This window comes from Streptomyces sp. NPDC052396 (genome assembly GCF_044593195.1).
Taxonomy (GTDB): domain Bacteria; phylum Actinomycetota; class Actinomycetes; order Streptomycetales; family Streptomycetaceae; genus Streptomyces.
On sequence record NZ_JBIUAW010000002.1, the window covers coordinates 506,089 to 523,637 of the forward strand.

At 70.4% G+C, this 17,549-nt stretch carries 13 protein-coding genes; 10 read left to right on the plus strand and 3 right to left on the minus strand.

The genetic code is table 11. From position 1 onward, the window contains the following. Positions 1 to 23 precede the first annotated feature (23 nt). Positions 24 to 620, plus strand: a complete 597-nt coding sequence (locus ACIHFE_RS07370) for a DUF4865 family protein (protein ID WP_400104844.1) — start codon at positions 24 to 26, stop codon at positions 618 to 620. Between the two features lie 3 nt (positions 621 to 623). On the opposite strand, the gene ACIHFE_RS07375 is transcribed toward ACIHFE_RS07370, so the two are convergent. Then, positions 624 to 1,616 carry an aldo/keto reductase gene (locus ACIHFE_RS07375; protein ID WP_400104845.1) on the minus strand — a complete coding sequence of 331 codons (993 nt, stop codon included), beginning with the start codon at positions 1,614 to 1,616 and terminating at the stop codon, positions 624 to 626. Positions 1,617 to 1,702: 86 nt separating this feature from the next. On the opposite strand from ACIHFE_RS07375, the gene ACIHFE_RS07380 reads away from it, so the two are divergent. The 6 genes from ACIHFE_RS07380 to serA all read left to right on the plus strand — a co-directional run bounded on the left by ACIHFE_RS07380 (position 1,703) and on the right by serA (position 11,548). Continuing rightward, positions 1,703 to 2,680, plus strand: coding sequence for a 2-hydroxyacid dehydrogenase (locus tag ACIHFE_RS07380; protein WP_400104846.1), 978 nt, complete (start codon positions 1,703 to 1,705; stop codon positions 2,678 to 2,680). Positions 2,681 to 2,986: 306 nt separating this feature from the next. Beyond that, positions 2,987 to 5,899: a putative bifunctional diguanylate cyclase/phosphodiesterase gene (locus ACIHFE_RS07385; RefSeq protein ID WP_400105030.1), complete on the plus strand. Its 2,913-nt coding sequence runs from the start codon at positions 2,987 to 2,989 to the stop codon at positions 5,897 to 5,899. Positions 5,900 to 6,145: 246 nt separating this feature from the next. Then, positions 6,146 to 8,023, plus strand: coding sequence for an acetolactate synthase large subunit (locus ACIHFE_RS07390; protein ID WP_400104847.1), 1,878 nt, complete (start codon positions 6,146 to 6,148; stop codon positions 8,021 to 8,023). 20 nt (positions 8,024 to 8,043) lie between these two features. Beyond that, on the plus strand, positions 8,044 to 8,568 hold the full coding sequence (gene ilvN, locus ACIHFE_RS07395) for an acetolactate synthase small subunit (RefSeq protein ID WP_109283424.1): 525 nt from the start codon (positions 8,044 to 8,046) through the stop codon (positions 8,566 to 8,568). Positions 8,569 to 8,684: 116 nt separating this feature from the next. Continuing rightward, complete coding sequence (gene ilvC / locus ACIHFE_RS07400) at positions 8,685 to 9,686, plus strand: ketol-acid reductoisomerase (protein ID WP_400104848.1); 1,002 nt, start codon at positions 8,685 to 8,687, stop codon at positions 9,684 to 9,686. Between the two features lie 257 nt (positions 9,687 to 9,943). Next, a complete protein-coding gene (gene serA / locus ACIHFE_RS07405; RefSeq protein WP_400104849.1) occupies positions 9,944 to 11,548 on the plus strand; it encodes a phosphoglycerate dehydrogenase in 1,605 nt (534 codons plus the stop codon). 337 nt (positions 11,549 to 11,885) lie between these two features. Here the strand turns inward: serA and ACIHFE_RS07410 are convergent, their stop codons facing one another. Further along, complete coding sequence (locus ACIHFE_RS07410) at positions 11,886 to 12,758, minus strand: helix-turn-helix domain-containing protein (RefSeq protein WP_400104850.1); 873 nt, start codon at positions 12,756 to 12,758, stop codon at positions 11,886 to 11,888. Positions 12,759 to 12,950: 192 nt separating this feature from the next. Here ACIHFE_RS07410 and ACIHFE_RS07415 point away from each other — a divergent pair, with 192 nt between their 5' ends. The 3 genes from ACIHFE_RS07415 to ACIHFE_RS07425 all read left to right on the plus strand — a co-directional run bounded on the left by ACIHFE_RS07415 (position 12,951) and on the right by ACIHFE_RS07425 (position 15,932). After that, positions 12,951 to 13,979, plus strand: coding sequence for an aldo/keto reductase (locus ACIHFE_RS07415; RefSeq protein WP_400104851.1), 1,029 nt, complete (start codon positions 12,951 to 12,953; stop codon positions 13,977 to 13,979). A gap of 94 nt (positions 13,980 to 14,073) precedes the next feature. Then, entirely contained in the window at positions 14,074 to 15,483 is a 1,410-nt protein-coding gene (locus tag ACIHFE_RS07420) for an MFS transporter (RefSeq protein ID WP_400104852.1), read from the plus strand. Then, positions 15,480 to 15,932, plus strand: coding sequence for a MarR family winged helix-turn-helix transcriptional regulator (locus tag ACIHFE_RS07425; RefSeq protein WP_400104853.1), 453 nt, complete (start codon positions 15,480 to 15,482; stop codon positions 15,930 to 15,932). Before ACIHFE_RS07420 ends, ACIHFE_RS07425 begins: the two co-directional genes overlap by 4 nt. 10 nt (positions 15,933 to 15,942) lie before the next feature. On the opposite strand, the gene ACIHFE_RS07430 is transcribed toward ACIHFE_RS07425, so the two are convergent. Further along, a complete protein-coding gene (locus ACIHFE_RS07430) occupies positions 15,943 to 17,523 on the minus strand; it encodes an MFS transporter (protein WP_400104854.1) in 1,581 nt (526 codons plus the stop codon). Positions 17,524 to 17,549: the final 26 nt, after the last annotated feature.

The following is a 17,549-nucleotide window of genomic DNA, read 5'->3' on the forward strand; positions in this document are numbered from 1 at the left end:
CAACTGGTATGTACAGTGCTCGCATGGATGCGATGCAGTACGAAATCACCCTGCCCGCCGACTACGACATGGCGGTCATCCGCGACCGGGTGGCCGCCGCGGCCCACCTCCTGGACGACCGTGCCGGGCTCGGACTCAAGGCGTACCTGGTGCGTGAACGCGGCCGGGACGGCTCACCGGTCAACCAGTACGCGCCCTTCTACCTCTGGCAGGAGACCGGCGGCATGGCGGAGTTCCTGGTCGGCGGTGGCGGATTCCAGCGCATCATCGACTCCTTCGGACGCCCGGCCGTCCATCACTGGACCGGGCTGGCCGCCCTGGCCGGACCCGCCCGGGGCGCGGCGCCCCGGGCCGCCACCCGGCGGCTGACCCCCATCCCGGAACTCGCCGAACCGGGCGGCCTGGCCGCGCTGTTCGAGGAGGAGACCGCCCGGCTGCACACCACCGCCCGGCGCGAGGGAGTGCACACCACGGCGCTCGCCTTCGACCCCCGCCACTGGCAGCTGCTGCGCTTCACCCTGTGGGAGAGCGCCGCGCCGGCGGACGAGGACGCCACCGAGCGCTATGAGGTGCTGCACCTGTCCGCACCCCACCTGGAGGCCCTGCCCGGCGGCCGGTAGCCCTCAGTACCAGGACCCCAGCGCCCTGGGCAGCGCGGCTATCTCGGCCAAGTCCTCCTCGCTCAGCCGCAGTCGGGCAGCGGCAGCGTTCTGCACCGCCCACTCGGCCTTCTTGGTGCCCGGCACCGGCACCACATGGCGGCCCTGGGCCAGTACCCAGGCCAGGGCCACCTGGGCGGCGGAGGCGTCATGGCGCCGGCCGACCCGGCGCAGCCCGGCCACTATCGGCTGGTTGGCCGCCATCATCTCGGCGGTGAACCGTGGATGCCGGGCCCGGATGTCCTCGGGCTCGAAGCCCTGGCCGGGAGTGAGCGTCCCACTGAGGAAACCGTTCCCCAAGGGCATCGCGGCCAGCAGCCCCACCCCGCGCGAGGCGCACCAGGGCATCAGGGTGTCCAGCGCCTCACGCGACCAGACCGACAGCTCGGCCTGCACACAGCTGACCGGGAACACCTGCTGCACCCGCTCCAGTTGGCGCAGGGTGGCGTCGTACAGCCCCGCGCCGGAGCGCCGGTGGGTGTGGGCGCCGATCGCACACCACCCCAGGGCCCGTACCTTTCCGGCGGCCACCAGTTCCGCCATGGCGCCCCAGGTCTCCTCCACCGGCACCTCGGGGTCGGGCCGGTGCAGCTGGTACAGGTCGATCACATCGGTCTGCAGCCGCCGCAGCGAGGCGTCACAGGCACGCCTGACATAGCCGGGGCGGCCGTTGGCCACGATGTGCTGCTCGCCCACCAGCAGCCCGCACTTGGTGGAGACAAACGCCTCCGACCGCCGCTGGCGCAACACCCGCCCCACCAGTAGCTCGTTGGTGAACGGCCCGTACATATCCGCGGTGTCCAGCAGGCTGACCCCCGCGTCCAGCGCCGCGTGCACGGTGCGCAGCGCGCCCTCGCCGCTCCGCTGGGAGGCGGTGTAGGCCCAGTGCATGGGCATGCATCCCAGACCGACCGCCCCCACCGTGAGCGCCGTGGCACCGACTGTCCTGCGCTCCACCGGCCGTTTCCCTCCCCGTGCCCTGCTGATCGGCGCTCCCCCAACTTAACCTCTGCCGCACCGGCCTCTTCGCATAGCCTCCTGGCATGACTGCAGATCACGGCGGTGCCGACCGCCCCATGGCCTGGCTGCCCCTGCCCCCCGAGGAGATCGGGGACCTCCCCCAGGGGCTGGAGTACGCCTACTGGAACGGTGCGGAGGACTACCCGGCCGACCCCGCACGGTGCGTGTTCTATGCGGTGCCCTATGCCGTGAATCTCCGGCTGGCCGGGCCGGAGGTGTGCCTCCGCCCGCTGCCGGAGATGCGCGGGGTGCGGGTGGTGCAGGCGCTGACCGCCGGAGTCGACCATCTGCTGGCCGCCCTGCCGCTGCTGCCGCCGGGGGCGCTGCTGTGCAACGCCCGGGGGCTGCACGACGCCAGCACCGCGGAGCTGGCCCTGGCCCTCACCCTGGCCTCGCTCCGGGACATCCCGGGTTTCTCCCGGGCGCAGCAAGCGGGGGAGTGGCGCCCGGGCTTCCAGCCGGCGCTCGCCGACAAGTCCGTACTCATCGTCGGCTACGGCTCGATCGGCAGTGCCATTGAAGACCGGCTTGCGCCCTTTGAGTGCGCCCGGGTGGCGCGCGTCGCGCGCTCCCCGCGTACGACCTCGCGCGGGCCGGTGCACCCGGTCACCGATCTGCCCCGGCTGCTGCCCGAGGCCGATGTGGTGATCCTGGTGGCCCCGCTCACCGAACAGACCCGGGGGCTGATGGGCGCCGGCAACCTGGCCCGGATGAAGGACGGGGCGCTTCTGGTCAATGTGGCACGCGGGCCGGTGGTGGACACCGAGGCGCTGCTCGCCGAGTTGCGTACCGGCCGGCTACGGGCGGCACTTGATGTCACCGACCCCGAACCGCTGCCCGCAGACCACCCGTTGTGGACCGCTCCGGGCGTGCTGATCACCCCTCATGTGGGCGGCGCCTCATCGGCGTTCACCCCGCGCGCCCGGGCGCTGCTCCGCGGCCAGCTGGCCAGATTCGTTCTGGACGAGCCCCTGTTGAACGTCGTAGCCACTGCCCCCTGAAGCCACGTAGAGGTACCGTTCGACTGCACAGCGTGTCCATATGCCGTTCGCTAGTTACGCTATGTATATGAGCTATGTCCCTGAGTGACCAGTCTGGTGTATCGTCCGGACCGGGGGCTGCGCCGCGCACGGAAAGGCGCAGCGAAGCACCGGCACTCAAGGGGGGCGACGGGCGATGCACGGCCAATGGACGATCAACCCGACGCGGCTCATGCACCGGCCACTTGTGCACCGGCGGCGAGTTCACTGCACGGCGACCCTGCTGCTGTGGCTTCCGTGGGTCGCCTGGCTCAGGACGGCGGCGCGGTGAGCGCCCCCGGAGCGGCCCTGCCCCGGCGGCGGTCACCGGCCCAGGGGCCGGCCGGCACCACGGGCATGCTCGCCCAGCTGCTGCTCGCCCTGGTCTGCGGCGGCTATGCCACCGGCGCCGCCTTCGGCTGGGGCTCCTGCGAACTCGCCCTGGCCATGGGCGACTTCGGACTCAGCGGCGCGGCCGGGCTGGCCGCCGCCTCCTGCTTCTGGTACGCGCGCACCCACAGCACCCGCTTCCGGCCCGCCTGGCTGCTGTTCGCCGCCTCCTCCGGAATGGCCGGCTTCGGCAACGCGGTCTGGGGCTGGTACGAGGTGATCCTCGGCCGGCATGTGCCCAGCCCGTCCCCGGCCGACTTCTGCTTCCTGCTGTTCGCGCCGCCCGCCATCATCGGCCTGCTGGTGCTCGCCCGCCGTCCGGTCACCCGGGCCGGCTGGGTCTGCCTGGGGCTGGACTCCTGGCTGATCGGCGGCTCCCTGCTCACCCTCTCCTGGAGCCTGGCGCTCGCCCACACCGCGCACTTCGAGGGCGAGACGGTGGCGCACGCCGCCCTCAACCTGGCCTATCCGCTGCTGGACATCGTGCTGGTGTCCATGGTGCTGGCGCTGCACTTCCGCCGCTCCTCGGCCAACCGCTCGGCGATCAACACCGCCATCGCCGCGCTGGCCCTGACCGTGCTGTGCGACGCCCTGTTCACCTCGCCGCTGCTGCGCGAGAACTATCGCTCCGGCCAGATCCTGGACGCCGGCTGGTTCGCCGGCTACATGCTGATGGCCTACGCGCCCTGGGTGGCCCGCGAGGAGAGCGGCACCCCGCGCGGCGCCAAACACGCCGCCGCCCAGCCGCCCCGCCCCATCGCCGGCTCGCTGGCCGCCCTCACCCCGTACCTGGCCGCCGCCGTCTGCACCCTGGGGATCCTCTACAACGTGCTGGACGGCCACCGGGTGGACCGGGTGGTGCTGTTCACCGGCTGCACGGTGGTGCTGGCCCTGGTGGTCCGCCAGGGCATCATGCTGCTGGACAACATCTCCCTCACCCAGGAACTGGCCCAGACGGAGAACCACTTCCGTTCCCTGGTGCAGGGCTCCAGCGATGTCATCATGATCGCCGCGCCCACCGGGATCCTGCGCTATGTCAGCCCCGCCGCCGCGGGCGTCTACGGGCGCGACGCCGAGGAGCTGATCGGCTCCGAACTCGCCTCCCTGATCCACCCCGAGGACCTGGGCCGGGTGGTGCACGAGGTGCGCCGCTTCCTGGCCGCACCGCCCGCCGAGGAGCCCACCACCCGCATCGAGTGCCGCTTCCGCTCCGGCGACGGCGAGTGGCTCAATGTGGAGTCCACCGTCAACCGCCACCACGGGGGCCTCATCTTCAACAGCCGCGATGTCACCGAACGGGTACGCCTGCAGGCCCAGTTGCAGCACACCGCGGAGCATGACCCGCTCACCGACCTGCCCAACCGGGCGCTGTTCACCCGCCGCGTCCAGCAGGCCCTCACCGGCCGCAGAGTGACCGACGCGGGCACCGCGGTGCTCTTCATCGACCTCGACGGCTTCAAGGCCGTCAATGACACCGTCGGCCACCAGGCCGGCGACGAACTGCTGGTGCAGGCCGCCCGCCGGCTCCAGGAGTCGGTACGGGCCGGGGACTCCACCGCCCGCTTCGGGGGCGACGAGTTCGCGGCACTGATCCTCGGTGACGGCACCCGCGACCCGGCCGCCCGCGAGCGCCGCATCCGGGAGATCGCCGAACGGCTGCGGATCACCCTCTCCCAGCCCTATACGGTGGAGGGCGGCACCGAGGTCCGGGTCGCCGCCAGCATCGGCGTCGCCTTCGCCGACCCCGGCATCACCCCGGGCACCCTGATGCGCAACGCCGACCTGGCCATGTACCGGGCCAAGCAGGCCGGAAAGGGCCGGGTGGAGCTCTACGCCCCGCAGATGCAGGCCGATGTGGTCCGCCGTGCCGGGCTGGTCACCCGGCTGCGCACCGCCCTGCACGAGGGCGAGTTCGTACTGCTGCACCAGCCGGTGGTCGACCTGGGCACCGGCCGGATCACCGCGCTGGCCGCCCAGGCCCGCTGGCGCTCGCCCCAGGGCATCCTGTTCACCCCGGACGAATTCCTGTGCATGTCCGCCGACAGCCGCCGCGGTGCCGACGGCCGGTCCCGCGACGGTGCCCTGGGCGCCGAACTCGCCCGCTGGACCCTGGAGAAGGCCCTGGAACAGGCCGCCCAGCGCCGCCGCACCGGCCAGGGCGTCCCGGTGTACGTCCGGCTGTCCGCCGCCCGGCTGCTGGACAAATCACTGCCGCCCAGGCATCTGGAGTCCCTGCTGCTGCGCCATGCCCTGCCCGCCGGGTCGCTGGTCCTGGAGCTCACCGGTGACGACCTGCGGGTATCACTGGACGAACTGGAGCGCCGGCTGGTCTCGCTGCGCAGGTTCGGCGCCCGGGTCGCCCTGGACGGCTTCGGCACCGGCTTCGGCGCCATGAGTGCCCTGCGCCGGCTGCCCGTCGATGTACTCAGGCTGGACCGCACCCTGGTCGACGGGGTGGTGGAATCGGCCAGGCTGCACAAGATCACCGCGGGGCTGCTGCGGATCGCCGGCGACCTGGGCCTGCAGTCGGTGGCCGAAGGCGTGGACGACCCCGAGCAGGCCCGCGCCCTGCGCGCCATGGGCTGCACCCATGGCCAGGGCCTGGCCTTCTCCGGGGCGCTGGACGAGCAGCGCCTGCGCCATGACCTCCACCTGGGCTGCTATCCGGTGCCCAAGGAGGCGTGCGAGGGTGGCAAGCGGGTGCGGGTGGGCGGGGCGCTGCCGGTGCGTACCGCGGCGGTGGGCGGGGCGGCCGCGCTGGCACATGCTCCATTGCGCTCAAATAATGAGACGCCTGTCCCACCCACTTGACACCTCGCATGCACCAGAGGGAGGGTCAGTGTCATGCGCACCCGAATTCTCGTACTTGGACAGCGCGTCGGCTGAAGCAGGCCACCCGTCAACGCCTGCTGAACGCACCGGCGCGCTCCCCTCGCTTGCCTCCTGGCACGAGGGGTTTTTTGTTGCACCGGTACCCCGCCGACCGCCCCGTCCCGTCCGCCGCAGTTCCGAACCAGCAACCATCAACAGCAGTCGATCTCCGAGAAGAGAACGTCGATGACCGAGCAGGCCACCGGAGCCCATCATCCGCAGCCGCGCACCCGCGGCGCGGCGCAGCAGCCCACCATCGTCGAGCACGTCACGGGCGCGCAGTCGCTCATCCGCTCGCTGGAAGAGGTCGGGGCCGACACCGTATTCGGCATCCCCGGCGGAGCCATCCTCCCCGCCTACGACCCGATGCTGGACTCCGCCAAGGTCCGCCACATCCTGGTCCGCCACGAGCAGGGCGCGGGTCACGCCGCCACCGGCTACGCCCAGGCCACCGGCAAGGTCGGGGTGTGCATGGCCACTTCGGGCCCGGGCGCCACCAACCTGGTCACCCCCATCGCCGACGCGCATATGGACTCCGTGCCGCTGGTGGCCATCACCGGCCAGGTCTCCTCCAAGTCGATCGGCACGGACGCCTTCCAGGAAGCGGACATCTGCGGCATCACCATGCCGATCACCAAGCACAACTGGCTGGTCACCGACCCGGCCGAGATCCCCAGAACCATCGCCGAGGCATTCCATGTCGCCTCCACCGGCCGCCCCGGACCGGTGCTGGTGGACATCGCCAAGGACGCCCTCCAGGCACAGACCACCTTTGTCTGGCCGCCGCAGACCGACCTGCCCGGCTACCGGCCCGTCACCAAGCCGCACGCCAAGCAGATCCGGGAGGCCGCCAAGCTGATCACCCAGGCCCGGCGCCCGGTGCTCTATGTGGGCGGCGGAGTGCTCAAGGCCGGGGCCACCGACGAGCTGAAGGTCTTCGCCGAACTGACCGGTGCCCCGGTGACCACCACCCTGATGGCCCTGGGGGCCTTCCCCGACAGCCACCCCCAGCACATCGGCATGCCCGGCATGCACGGCGCGGTCACCGCGGTCACCGCCCTGCAGAAGGCCGACCTGATCGTGGCCCTGGGCGCCCGCTTCGACGACCGGGTCACCGGCCGGCTGGACTCCTTCGCCCCGCACGCCAAGGTGGTGCACGCCGATATCGACCCCGCCGAGATCGGCAAGAACCGGGCCGCCGATGTGCCGATCGTCGGCGACGCCCGGGAGGTGCTGGCCGACCTGATCGTGGCGGTCCAGGCCGAGCACACGGCCGGGCACATCGGCGATCACGCCGCCTGGTGGGACGACCTCAACCGGTGGCGGCGCACCTACCCGTTGGGCTACGAGGACCCCGCGGACGGCAGCCTCTCCCCGCAGCGGGTGATCCAGCGCATCGGCCAACTCGCCCCCCAGGACACGGTGTACGCGGCCGGGGTGGGCCAACACCAGATGTGGGCCGCCCACTTCATCGACTATGAGCGCCCCGCCAGCTGGCTCAACTCCGGGGGCGCGGGCACCATGGGCTACGCCGTCCCGGCCGCCATGGGCGCCAAGGTCGGGGTGCCGGACCGCACCGTGTGGGCCGTCGACGGCGACGGCTGCTTCCAGATGACCAACCAGGAACTGGTCACCTGCGCGCTCAACAACATCCCGATCAAGGTCGCCATCATCAACAACGGGGCGCTGGGCATGGTCCGCCAGTGGCAGACCCTGTTCTACAACGAGCGCTACTCCAACACCGTGCTGCACCAGGGCCCCGAGGTGCTCAACGGCGGCTCCGCCAAGGCCAACGGCAAGGAGCCCTGCACCGGCACCCGCGTCCCCGACTTCGTCAAACTCGCCGAGGCCATGGGCTGTGTGGGCCTGCGCTGCGAGGACCCGGCCCAGCTGGACGCCGTGATCGAGCAGGCCAACGCCATCAACGACCGCCCCGTGGTGGTGGACTTCATCGTCCACCAGGACGCCATGGTCTGGCCGATGGTGGCCGCCGGCACCTCCAACGACGAGATCCAGGCCGCGCGGGGCGTCCGCCCCGACTTCGACGACGTCGCCGACGACTGAGAGCAGGAGAGCGCACACCCATGACCAAGCACACCCTCTCCGTCCTGGTGGAGAACACCCCCGGCATCCTCGCCCGGATCGCCGCCCTGTTCTCCCGGCGCGGCTTCAACATCGACTCACTGGCCGTCGGGGTCACCGAACACCCCGACATCTCCAGGATCACCATCGTGGTCAACGTCGAGTCGCTGCCGCTGGAGCAGGTCACCAAGCAGCTCAACAAACTCGTCAATGTGCTGAAGATCGTCGAGCTGGAGGACGCCACCGCGGTCCAGCGCGAACTCGTTCTGGTGAAGGTGCGGGCCGACAACGAGACCCGCTCCCAGATCGTGGAGATCGTCAAGCTCTTCCGGGCCAAGACCGTCGACGTCTCCCCGGAGGCCGTCACCATCGAGGCCACCGGCAGCGGCGACAAGCTGGGCGCCATGCTCAGGATGCTGGAGCCGTTCGGCATCAAGGAACTGGTCCAGTCCGGCACCATCGCCATCGGGCGCGGCGCCCGCTCCATCACCGACCGCAGCCTGCGCGCCCTGGACCGCTCGGCCTGACCATCCCGCTGACGCCCCGTCCGACGCCCGACCCCCGGAATCCCGGACCCGACAACCTTCCCCACCCCGCCCGTCATACGGTGGGACGCACACCCGCGAACAAGGAGACACCTCACGTGGCCGCCGAGCTCTTCTACGACAACGACGCCGACCTCTCCCTCATCCAGCGCCGCAAGGTGGCGGTCCTGGGCTACGGCAGCCAGGGCCACGCCCATGCGCTGTCCCTGCGCGACTCGGGCGTGGACGTCCGGGTGGGCCTGCCGGAGGGCTCCAAGTCCAAGGTGAAGGCCGAGGAGCAGGGCCTGCGGGTGGTCACCCCCGCCGAGGCCGCCGCCGAGGCCGACGTGATCATGATCCTGGTGCCGGACCCCATCCAGGCCAAGGTCTACGAGGAGTCCGTCAAGGAGCACCTCAAGGACGGCGACGCCCTGTTCTTCGGCCATGGCTTCAACATCCGCTTCGGCTTCATCAAGGCCCCGGCCGGCGTGGATGTCTGCATGGTCGCCCCCAAGGGCCCGGGCCACCTGGTCCGCCGCCAGTACGAGGAGGGCCGCGGCGTGCCCTGCATCGCGGCCGTCGAGCAGGACGCCACCGGGGGCGGCTTCGCCCTGGCCCTGTCCTACGCCAAGGCCATCGGCGGCACCCGGGCCGGCGTCATCAAGACCACCTTCACCGAGGAGACCGAGACCGACCTCTTCGGCGAGCAGGCGGTGCTCTGCGGCGGCGCCTCCGCGCTGGTCAAGGCGGGCTTCGAGACCCTGGTCGAGGCCGGCTACCAGCCCGAGATCGCCTACTTCGAGTGCCTGCACGAGCTCAAGCTGATCGTGGACCTGATGTACGAGGGCGGCCTGGAGAAGATGCGCTGGTCGGTCTCCGAGACCGCCGAGTGGGGCGACTATGTCACCGGCCCGCGGATCGTCACCGAGCAGACCAAGGCCGAGATGAAGCAGGTCCTCTCCGAGATCCAGGACGGCACCTTCGCCAAGAACTGGATGAAGGAGTACCAGGACGGCCTGCCCAAGTACAACGAGTACAAGAAGGCCGACGCCGACCACCTGCTGGAGAGCACCGGCAAGAAGCTCCGCAAGCTGATGAGCTGGGTCGACGACAAGGAGTAGAAACCATGGACGGCGGGCCGCGGCGAGAGCCGCGGCCCGCCGTCCGTTCCGGCTGTCATTCCGGCTGTCCATTCCGGAAGAAACCGCCCCCATGATCCTTCCGTGAAGGCGGAAGACAGACCCTCGTCCGCCGATACACTTCTCCGCAACAAAGCGCGTCAGGCTCACAGCGTCGTGCGTCTTCCACGCGGCTGCGCCCCCTTCACCGCCTGCGGCCGTCGGGACGGCCGTCCGCCATGGACCAGTGAGGACCCCCCGTGAGCACTGCTTCGACTCGTAAGCCCGTCGTACTCATCGCCGAAGAACTGTCCCCGGCCACCGTGGACGCCCTCGGTCCCGACTTCGACATCCGGCACTGCAACGGAGCGGACCGGGCGGCGCTGCTGCCCGCCATCGCCGAGGTGGACGCCATCCTGGTGCGCTCCGCCACCCGGGTGGACGCCGAGGCCATCGCCGCCGCCAAACGGCTGCGGGTGATCGCCCGGGCCGGGGTCGGCCTGGACAACGTGGATGTCTCCGCCGCCACCAAGGCCGGTGTGATGGTGGTCAACGCCCCCACCTCCAACATCATCACCGCCGCCGAACTGGCCTGTGGCCTGCTGATCGCCACCGCCCGCAACATCCCGCAGGCCAACTCCGCGCTGAAGAACGGCGAGTGGAAGCGCTCGAAGTACACCGGAGTCGAACTCTCCGAGAAGACCCTGGGAGTTGTGGGCCTGGGCCGCATCGGGGTGCTGGTCGCCCAGCGGATGTCCGCCTTCGGTATGAAGGTGGTGGCCTATGACCCCTATGTCCAGCCCGCGCGTGCCGCGCAGATGGGCGTGCGGCTGCTCTCCCTGGACGAACTGCTGGAGATCTCCGACTTCATCACCGTCCACCTGCCCAAGACCCCGGAGACCCTCGGGCTGATCGGCGACGAGGCACTGCACAAGGTCAAGCCCTCGGTGCGCATCGTCAATGCCGCACGCGGTGGCATCGTGGACGAGGTGGCGCTGGCCTCGGCGCTCAAGGAGGGCCGGGTGGCGGGCGCCGGACTGGACGTCTACGCCTCCGAACCGTGCACCGACTCCCCGCTGTTCGAGTTCGACAATGTGGTGGCCACCCCGCACCTGGGCGCCTCCACCGGAGAGGCCCAGGAGAAGGCGGGCATCGCGGTCGCCAAGTCCGTCCGGCTGGCGCTCGCCGGTGAACTGGTCCCGGACGCCGTCAATGTGCAGGGCGGCGTCATCGCCGAAGACGTCAAGCCCGCGCTGCCGCTGGCCGAGAAGCTGGGCCGGATCTTCACCGCGCTGGCCGGCGAGGTGGCGGTCCGCCTGGACGTCGAGGTGTACGGCGAGCTCACCCAGCATGACGTCAAGGTGCTCGAACTCTCCGCGCTCAAGGGCGTGTTCGAGGACATCGTCGATGAGACCGTCTCCTATGTGAACGCCCCCCTGTTCGCCCAGGAGCGCGGCGTGGAGGTGCGCCTCACCACCGGCTCGGAGTCCACCGACCACCGCAATGTGGTCACCGTGCGCGGCACCCTGTCCGGCGGCGACGAGGTCGCCATCTCCGGCACCCTGGCCGGTCCCAAGCACCTCCAGAAGATTGTCGCGGTGGGCGAGCACGATGTGGACCTGGCGCTCGCCGACCACATGGCCTTCCTGCGCTATGGCGACCGCCCCGGTGTGGTGGGCACGGTGGGCCGCATCCTCGGCGAGGCCGGCATCAACATCGCCGGGATGCAGGTGTCGCGTGCGGTGGAGGGTGGCGAGGCGCTGGTCGCCCTGACGGTCGACGAATCCATCGCCGCCCCGGTGCTGGCCGAGATCGCCGAGGAAATCGGCGCGGCCTCGGCCCGGGCGGTCGACCTGACGGACTGACCCCCCGACGGCCCGCCGCCAACGGCGCTCAGCCCCAGCCGGAATAGCCCAACCCACCGGACAACGGCAAGAGGTGGTGCGCGGGTGGGGCAGCCCGCCGCAGGCGGAATCGGCGGGTCACCCGCCAACGAACAGCGGCCCGGCGCACCCTTCGGCACCGCACCGGGCCGCCCGGCACCGGAAACGGCTCACCGGGCACCGGTACCGGCACCGAGTCGGGCCCACCCGGCACCGGAACCGGTGAACCGGAAACGACACCGGAACCGGCACCGGAACCGGCGAGCCGGAAAAGACACCGGACCGGTGAACCGGAACCGGCATCACAACCGCACCCGGTTCACCGGAATATCCGCTCGCTCCGCCGCACAGCCGCACGACCGTCCGCGGCACCCGCCCCCAACCCCGCCAGCAACCGCAGCGAAGTCTCCGAGTCGGAACCCGCGGCAGCCGTATAGGTCACCAGCATCTGCTCGGGATCATCGGGCAGCTGGAGCGTCTCGTACTCCAGCCTGAACTCGCCCACCGCCGGATGCCGGATCACCTTGGAGCCATGGGCCTTCTCCCGGATGGTGAACCCCGACCAGAGCCTGGTGAACTCCACGCTCCCCAGTGAGAGTTCGCCGATCAGCGTGGCCATGGCGGGGTCGTCCGGGTGACGCCCGGCATAGGAGCGGAGGTTGCCCACCACCTCCTTGGCCACCGCCTCGAACTCCGGATAGCGCTCCGGGCCGTCGTGGAGGAAGACCAGCCGGGCGATGTTGCGGTCCGCCGGGGGCAGCCGGTCGAAGTCGGCCACCACCAGCCTGGCGAGCGGGTTCCAGGCCAGGACGTCCATCCGGCGGCCGAGCACAAAGGCCGGGACATCATGGGCGCACTCCAGCAGCCGGCGCAGCCCGGGCCGCACCCGCTGGGGGCGTGGCGTATGCCGCTTGCGGGGCGCGGGCCGGGCCAGGTTGCGCAGATAGACGCGCTCGTCAGGGCCCAGCTGCAGGGCGTCGGCCACGGCCTCCAGCACCTCGTCGGACACATTGCGGGTGCGGCCCTGCTCCAGCCGTACGTAGTAGTCGATGCTGATCCCCGCGAGCAGGGCCAGCTCCTCCCGGCGCAGCCCGGGAACCCGGCGGCGGGCGGCCGGACCGGCCAACAGGCCATAGTCCTCGGGCCGGATGGCGGCACGGCGGGTGCGCAGGAATTCCCCCAGTTCAGACATGCCCTCAGTATCCGCCGAGCAAGCCGATCGTTCCTGGTACCGCTGGTACCAGGAACGCCGTTCCCTCTGAACAAGCGTGCCTGGCAGCACCAAGTCGCCGGGCGGACAGTGGTGTTGTCCAGGGCCGCCGCCAGGGCGGTATCCGAAGCAATGAAGCGGTATCCGAAGCAATGAAGCGGAACGGAGCAAGAGATGCGCACCACCACTCTCGGCCGCACCGGCATCACCGTCAGCCGGATCGCCCTCGGCACGATGATGCTGGGCAAATGGGGCAACGCCGACCATGACGAGGCCGTACGCCTGGTGCACACCGCGCTGGAGGGCGGGGTGAACTTCATCGACACCGCCGATATGTACTCGGAGGGTGAGTCGGAGGTGATCGTCGGCAAGGCCCTCAAGGGGCGCCGGGACGAGGTGATCCTGGCGACCAAGGCGCACTTCCCCATGGGGGACGACCCCAACCGCCGTGGAAACTCACGGCGTTGGATCAAGAAGGCGGTGGAGGAAAGCCTGCGCCGGCTGGGTACCGACTACATCGATCTCTACCAGATCCACCGGCCGGATCCGGCCACCGATATCGATGAGACCCTCTCCGCGCTCTCCGATCTGGTGCGCGAGGGCAAGGTGATGGCCATCGGCTCCTCGGACTTCGCCGCCGAGCAGCTGGTCGAGGCCCGCTGGACGGCCGAACGGCGCGGCCATGTGCCCTTCCACACCGAGCAGCCGCCCTACTCCATCTTTATGCGAGGCATTGAGCGCTCCGTGCTGCCGACGGCGGAGCGCTATGGGATAGGGGTGCTCACCTGGAGCCCGCTGGCCAGCGGCTGGCTGACCGGGAAGTACCGCAAGACGCGGGCGCTGGAGCTGAATGACTTCCGGCGTTCCTGGATCTCCCACAAGTTCGATCAGCAACTGCCCGGCAATGTGCGCAAGTACGAGGTGGTCGAGGAGCTGGCCAAGCTCGCCGAGGAGGCGGGGATGTCCTTGACGCATCTCGCCCTGGCCTTTGTGCTCAGCCACCGGGCGGTGGACAGTGCCATCATCGGCCCGCGCACCGTGGAGCAGCTCGGCGACCTCCTCGCCGCCTCCGAACTCACCCTGGATGACGCGGTGTTGGACCGCATCGACGAGCTGGTGCCGCCGGGCACCGACCTCAACCCTTCGGATGCCGACTACACCCCGCCGCACCTGACCGATGCCTCGCTCCGGCGCAGGGGATGATCTGGCCCGGTTAATTAGTTGTACGATTTAAATGATTGGAGTTACCTAACTAACTGAGCCAGCTGAGTCGACCAAGCCAACCGAGGTGCGCCGTATGCCCGAGCTCTCCCGTCAACGCCGACTGCTGGTGCTGGGCATCTGTTGCTCGGCCCTGCTGATCGTCAGCCTTGACAACACCATCCTCAATGTCGCCCTGCCCTCGCTGCGGAAGGACCTGCACGCCTCCGTCTCCGGGCTGCAGTGGACCATCGACGCCTATGTGGTCGTCCTGGCCTCGCTGCTGATGCTGGCCGGATCGACGGCCGACCGGATAGGGCGCCGGCGGACCTTCCAGACCGGCCTGGCCCTGTTCACCCTCGGCTCCGCGCTGTGCAGCCTGGCCCCCGGCCTCAACTGGCTGATCGCCTTCCGCATGGTGCAGGCCGTGGGCGGGTGCATGCTCAATCCGGTGGCCATGTCGATCATCACCAACACCTTTACCGACCCCAGGGAGCGGGCGCGGGCGATAGGTGTGTGGGGTGGAGTGGTGGGCATCAGCATGGCCGCCGGGCCGATCGTGGGCGGAGCGCTGGTCCAGTCCGTCGGCTGGCGCTCCATTTTCTGGATCAATGTGCCGGTGGGCCTGGCCGCCCTGGTGCTGACCGCGCGCTATGTGCCGGAGTCCCGTGCGCCCAAGCCGCGCCGGATGGACCCCGTGGGCCAGACGCTGATGATTGTGATGCTGGGTTCGGTGGCCTACGGGATCATCGAGGGCCGGCCCGCCGGCTGGACCTCGCCGCAGATCGTCGGGTGCTTTGCGCTCGGACTCTGCGCCCTGCTGGGGCTGGTCGCCTATGAGAACCGGCGGGTGGAACCACTGATAGAACCGCGGCTGTTCCGCAGCGCCCCGTTCGCCGGCGCCACCGCCCTGGCCGTGTGCGCCTTCGCCGCCCTGGCCGGCTTCCTCTTCCTCAATATGCTCTATCTCCAGGAGAACCGGCGGATGTCGGCACTGGAGGCAGGGCTGCACCTGCTGCCCATGGCGGCGATGTGCATGGTCTTCGCTCCGTTGTCCGGACGGCTGGTGGGCTCGCGCGGGCCCCGGTTGCCGCTGGTGCTGGCCGGAGTGGCCATGACGGCGAGCGGTGTGCTGTTCGCCGCCTTCGACGCGGAGACCTCCGACCCGCTGCTCTTCACCGGCTATGTGCTGTTCGGCATCGGCTTCGGCCTGGTGAACGCGCCCATCACCAACACGGCCATCTCCGGGATGCCACGGGACCGGGCCGGGGTGGCAGCCGCGGTGGCCTCCACCAGCCGGCAGGTCGGCACCTCACTGGGGGTCGCGGTGATCGGCGCGGCGGTGGCGGCCGGGGCGACCGTCACCGCCTGGTGGATCATCACCGGCTGTGGGCTGGCCGTGCTGGCCCTGGGTACCATCACCACCGGTCGCTGGGCAGCCGGGACCGCCGAACGGGCCGCGGCCCGCATCCAGACCGATCAGAGCAGGATCCCGGTGACGACATGACCACACACGACGAGGCGGCACTCAGGGCCTGGAGCAACCTCCGGGAGCTGGTCCTGGGCGGGAATGAGCGGCGCAAGGAGGTCGTCGAGGCGCTGGGGATGAGCTTCTTCCGGATCAAGGCGCTGCGCAGGGTCGCCAAGGGGCCGATAGCCCTCTGCGATCTGGCGGACGAACTGCTCACCGACCGGCCATACACCACGCTGGTCGTCGATGACCTCACCCAGCGAGGGCTGGTCCAGCGCACCGCCAACCCGGCCGACCGCCGCTCCAAGATTGTGACGGTCACCGAGGCGGGCCGCGAGGCCGCCCAGCGTGCCGAGAGCATTCTCTGCGCTCCTCCGCCCGCCCTGCTCGCCCTTCCCGAGGAGGAGTTGGCGGAGCTGGAACGGATCTCGGCCCGGCTGGTGGGCACTTCGGCGCCAACGCCGCTCTCTCCCCCCGGGGAGTGAGGGCAGTCGGTCAGCACACCGGTGTGGTCTCCGGCGCGGTTGCCTGGCTCGGCTCAGCCGGCTGGGTTGGCTCGGCCGGTGCCGAAGTGAGGCCGCGCAGCCGGGTGATGGCGAGGCCGGAGGCGAGCAGCATCACCACGGTGGCGCCGACCGCCGCCGCATGCATGCCCTGGACGAAGGAGTCACGGGCGGTGTGGACCAGTGCGGAACCGGCACGGTTGGGGAGCCGGTCCGCGATGGCCAGGGCGTTGCCCAGCGTCTGACGGATGGAGTGCAGCGCGCCGCCCGGCAGGCCGGCGGGGGCCGAGTCCGTCACCTCCCGGCGGTAGACCCCCGCACCAATGGAGCCCAGCACCGCGGTGCCCAGCGCGGCGCCGAACTCCTGCCCGGTCTCCAGCAGCGCCGAGGCCGCACCCGCACTCTGGGGCGGCACCACGCCCAGGGCCAGGTCGGTGATCTGGGTCATCACCATCACTATGCCGATCGCCGCCAGCCCGCAGGCGAGCAGGATGACCCAGATGCCCGAGTCGGCGGTGGCGCCCAGAGAGACCGCATAACCGGCCGCGGCGAGGGCGAAGGCGCCGCCCATGATGTAGGCCCGGTCGACTCCGCGCTGGGCCATGGCGGTTGCGGCCGGTGCGGCGCCGCCCACCAGGGCTGCGGGGATCAGCGACCACAGCGCGGCGTCCAAGGCGCTCTTGCCGAGTACCAGTTGCAGATATTGCGTGCTGAAGACGGTGAAGCCGGCCATGGCAAACATGGCCGCCGCGTTGAGGCCGATGGCCGGGCCGAAGCCGCGGCCATGGAACAGCGTGGGGCTGATCATCGGGTGCGCGGACGTCCGCTGGCGCCGGACGAAGGCCGCGCCGAAGCCGAGTCCGGTGACGATCGCCAGTGTGGGCAGGGTGGCGAAGCCGTCGGTGGCGGTGCGCTTGAGGCCGTAGACCACGGGCAGCACCGAGGCCAGGGAGAGTGCGGAGCCAAGCAGGTCGAAGCGGTGGCCGGCGGAGGAGCCCTTGAACTCCGGTACCAGGAAGGGGGCGAGGACCAGCAGCAGAACCATGGCGGGCAGGTTGACCAGGAAGACCGAGCCCCACCAGAAGTGGTTCAGCAGAAACCCGCTGAGCACCGGTCCCAGCGCCACGCCGCCGGTCAGCGTCCCGGACCAGATGGCCACCGCGGTGCCGCGCTGCCGCTCGTCGGGGAACATATTGCGCACCAGAGCCAGGGTGGACGGCATCAGGGTGGCGCCGCCCACCCCCAGCAACGCCCTTGCCGCGATCAGTGTTTCGGCGTTGTGGGCGTACGCCGCGGCGGTCGAGGCCGCGCCGAAGGCCGCGGCGCCCAGCAACAGCAGTTTGCGGCGGCCGATGCGATCGCCGAGCGCGCCCATGGTGAGCAGGAGTCCGGACAGGACGAAGCCATAGATGTCGAAGATCCACAGCTGTTGGGCGGCGGTCGGGTGCAGATCGCGGCTGATGAAAGGGACGGCGAAGTAGAGCACCGAGACGTCCATGGAGACCAGCAGCAGTGGCAGCAGCAGAACGGCCAGCGCGGTCCACTCCCTGCGCCCGGCCTGTTGCGCGGTCATACGGTTCCCCCTGAGGATGAGATGTG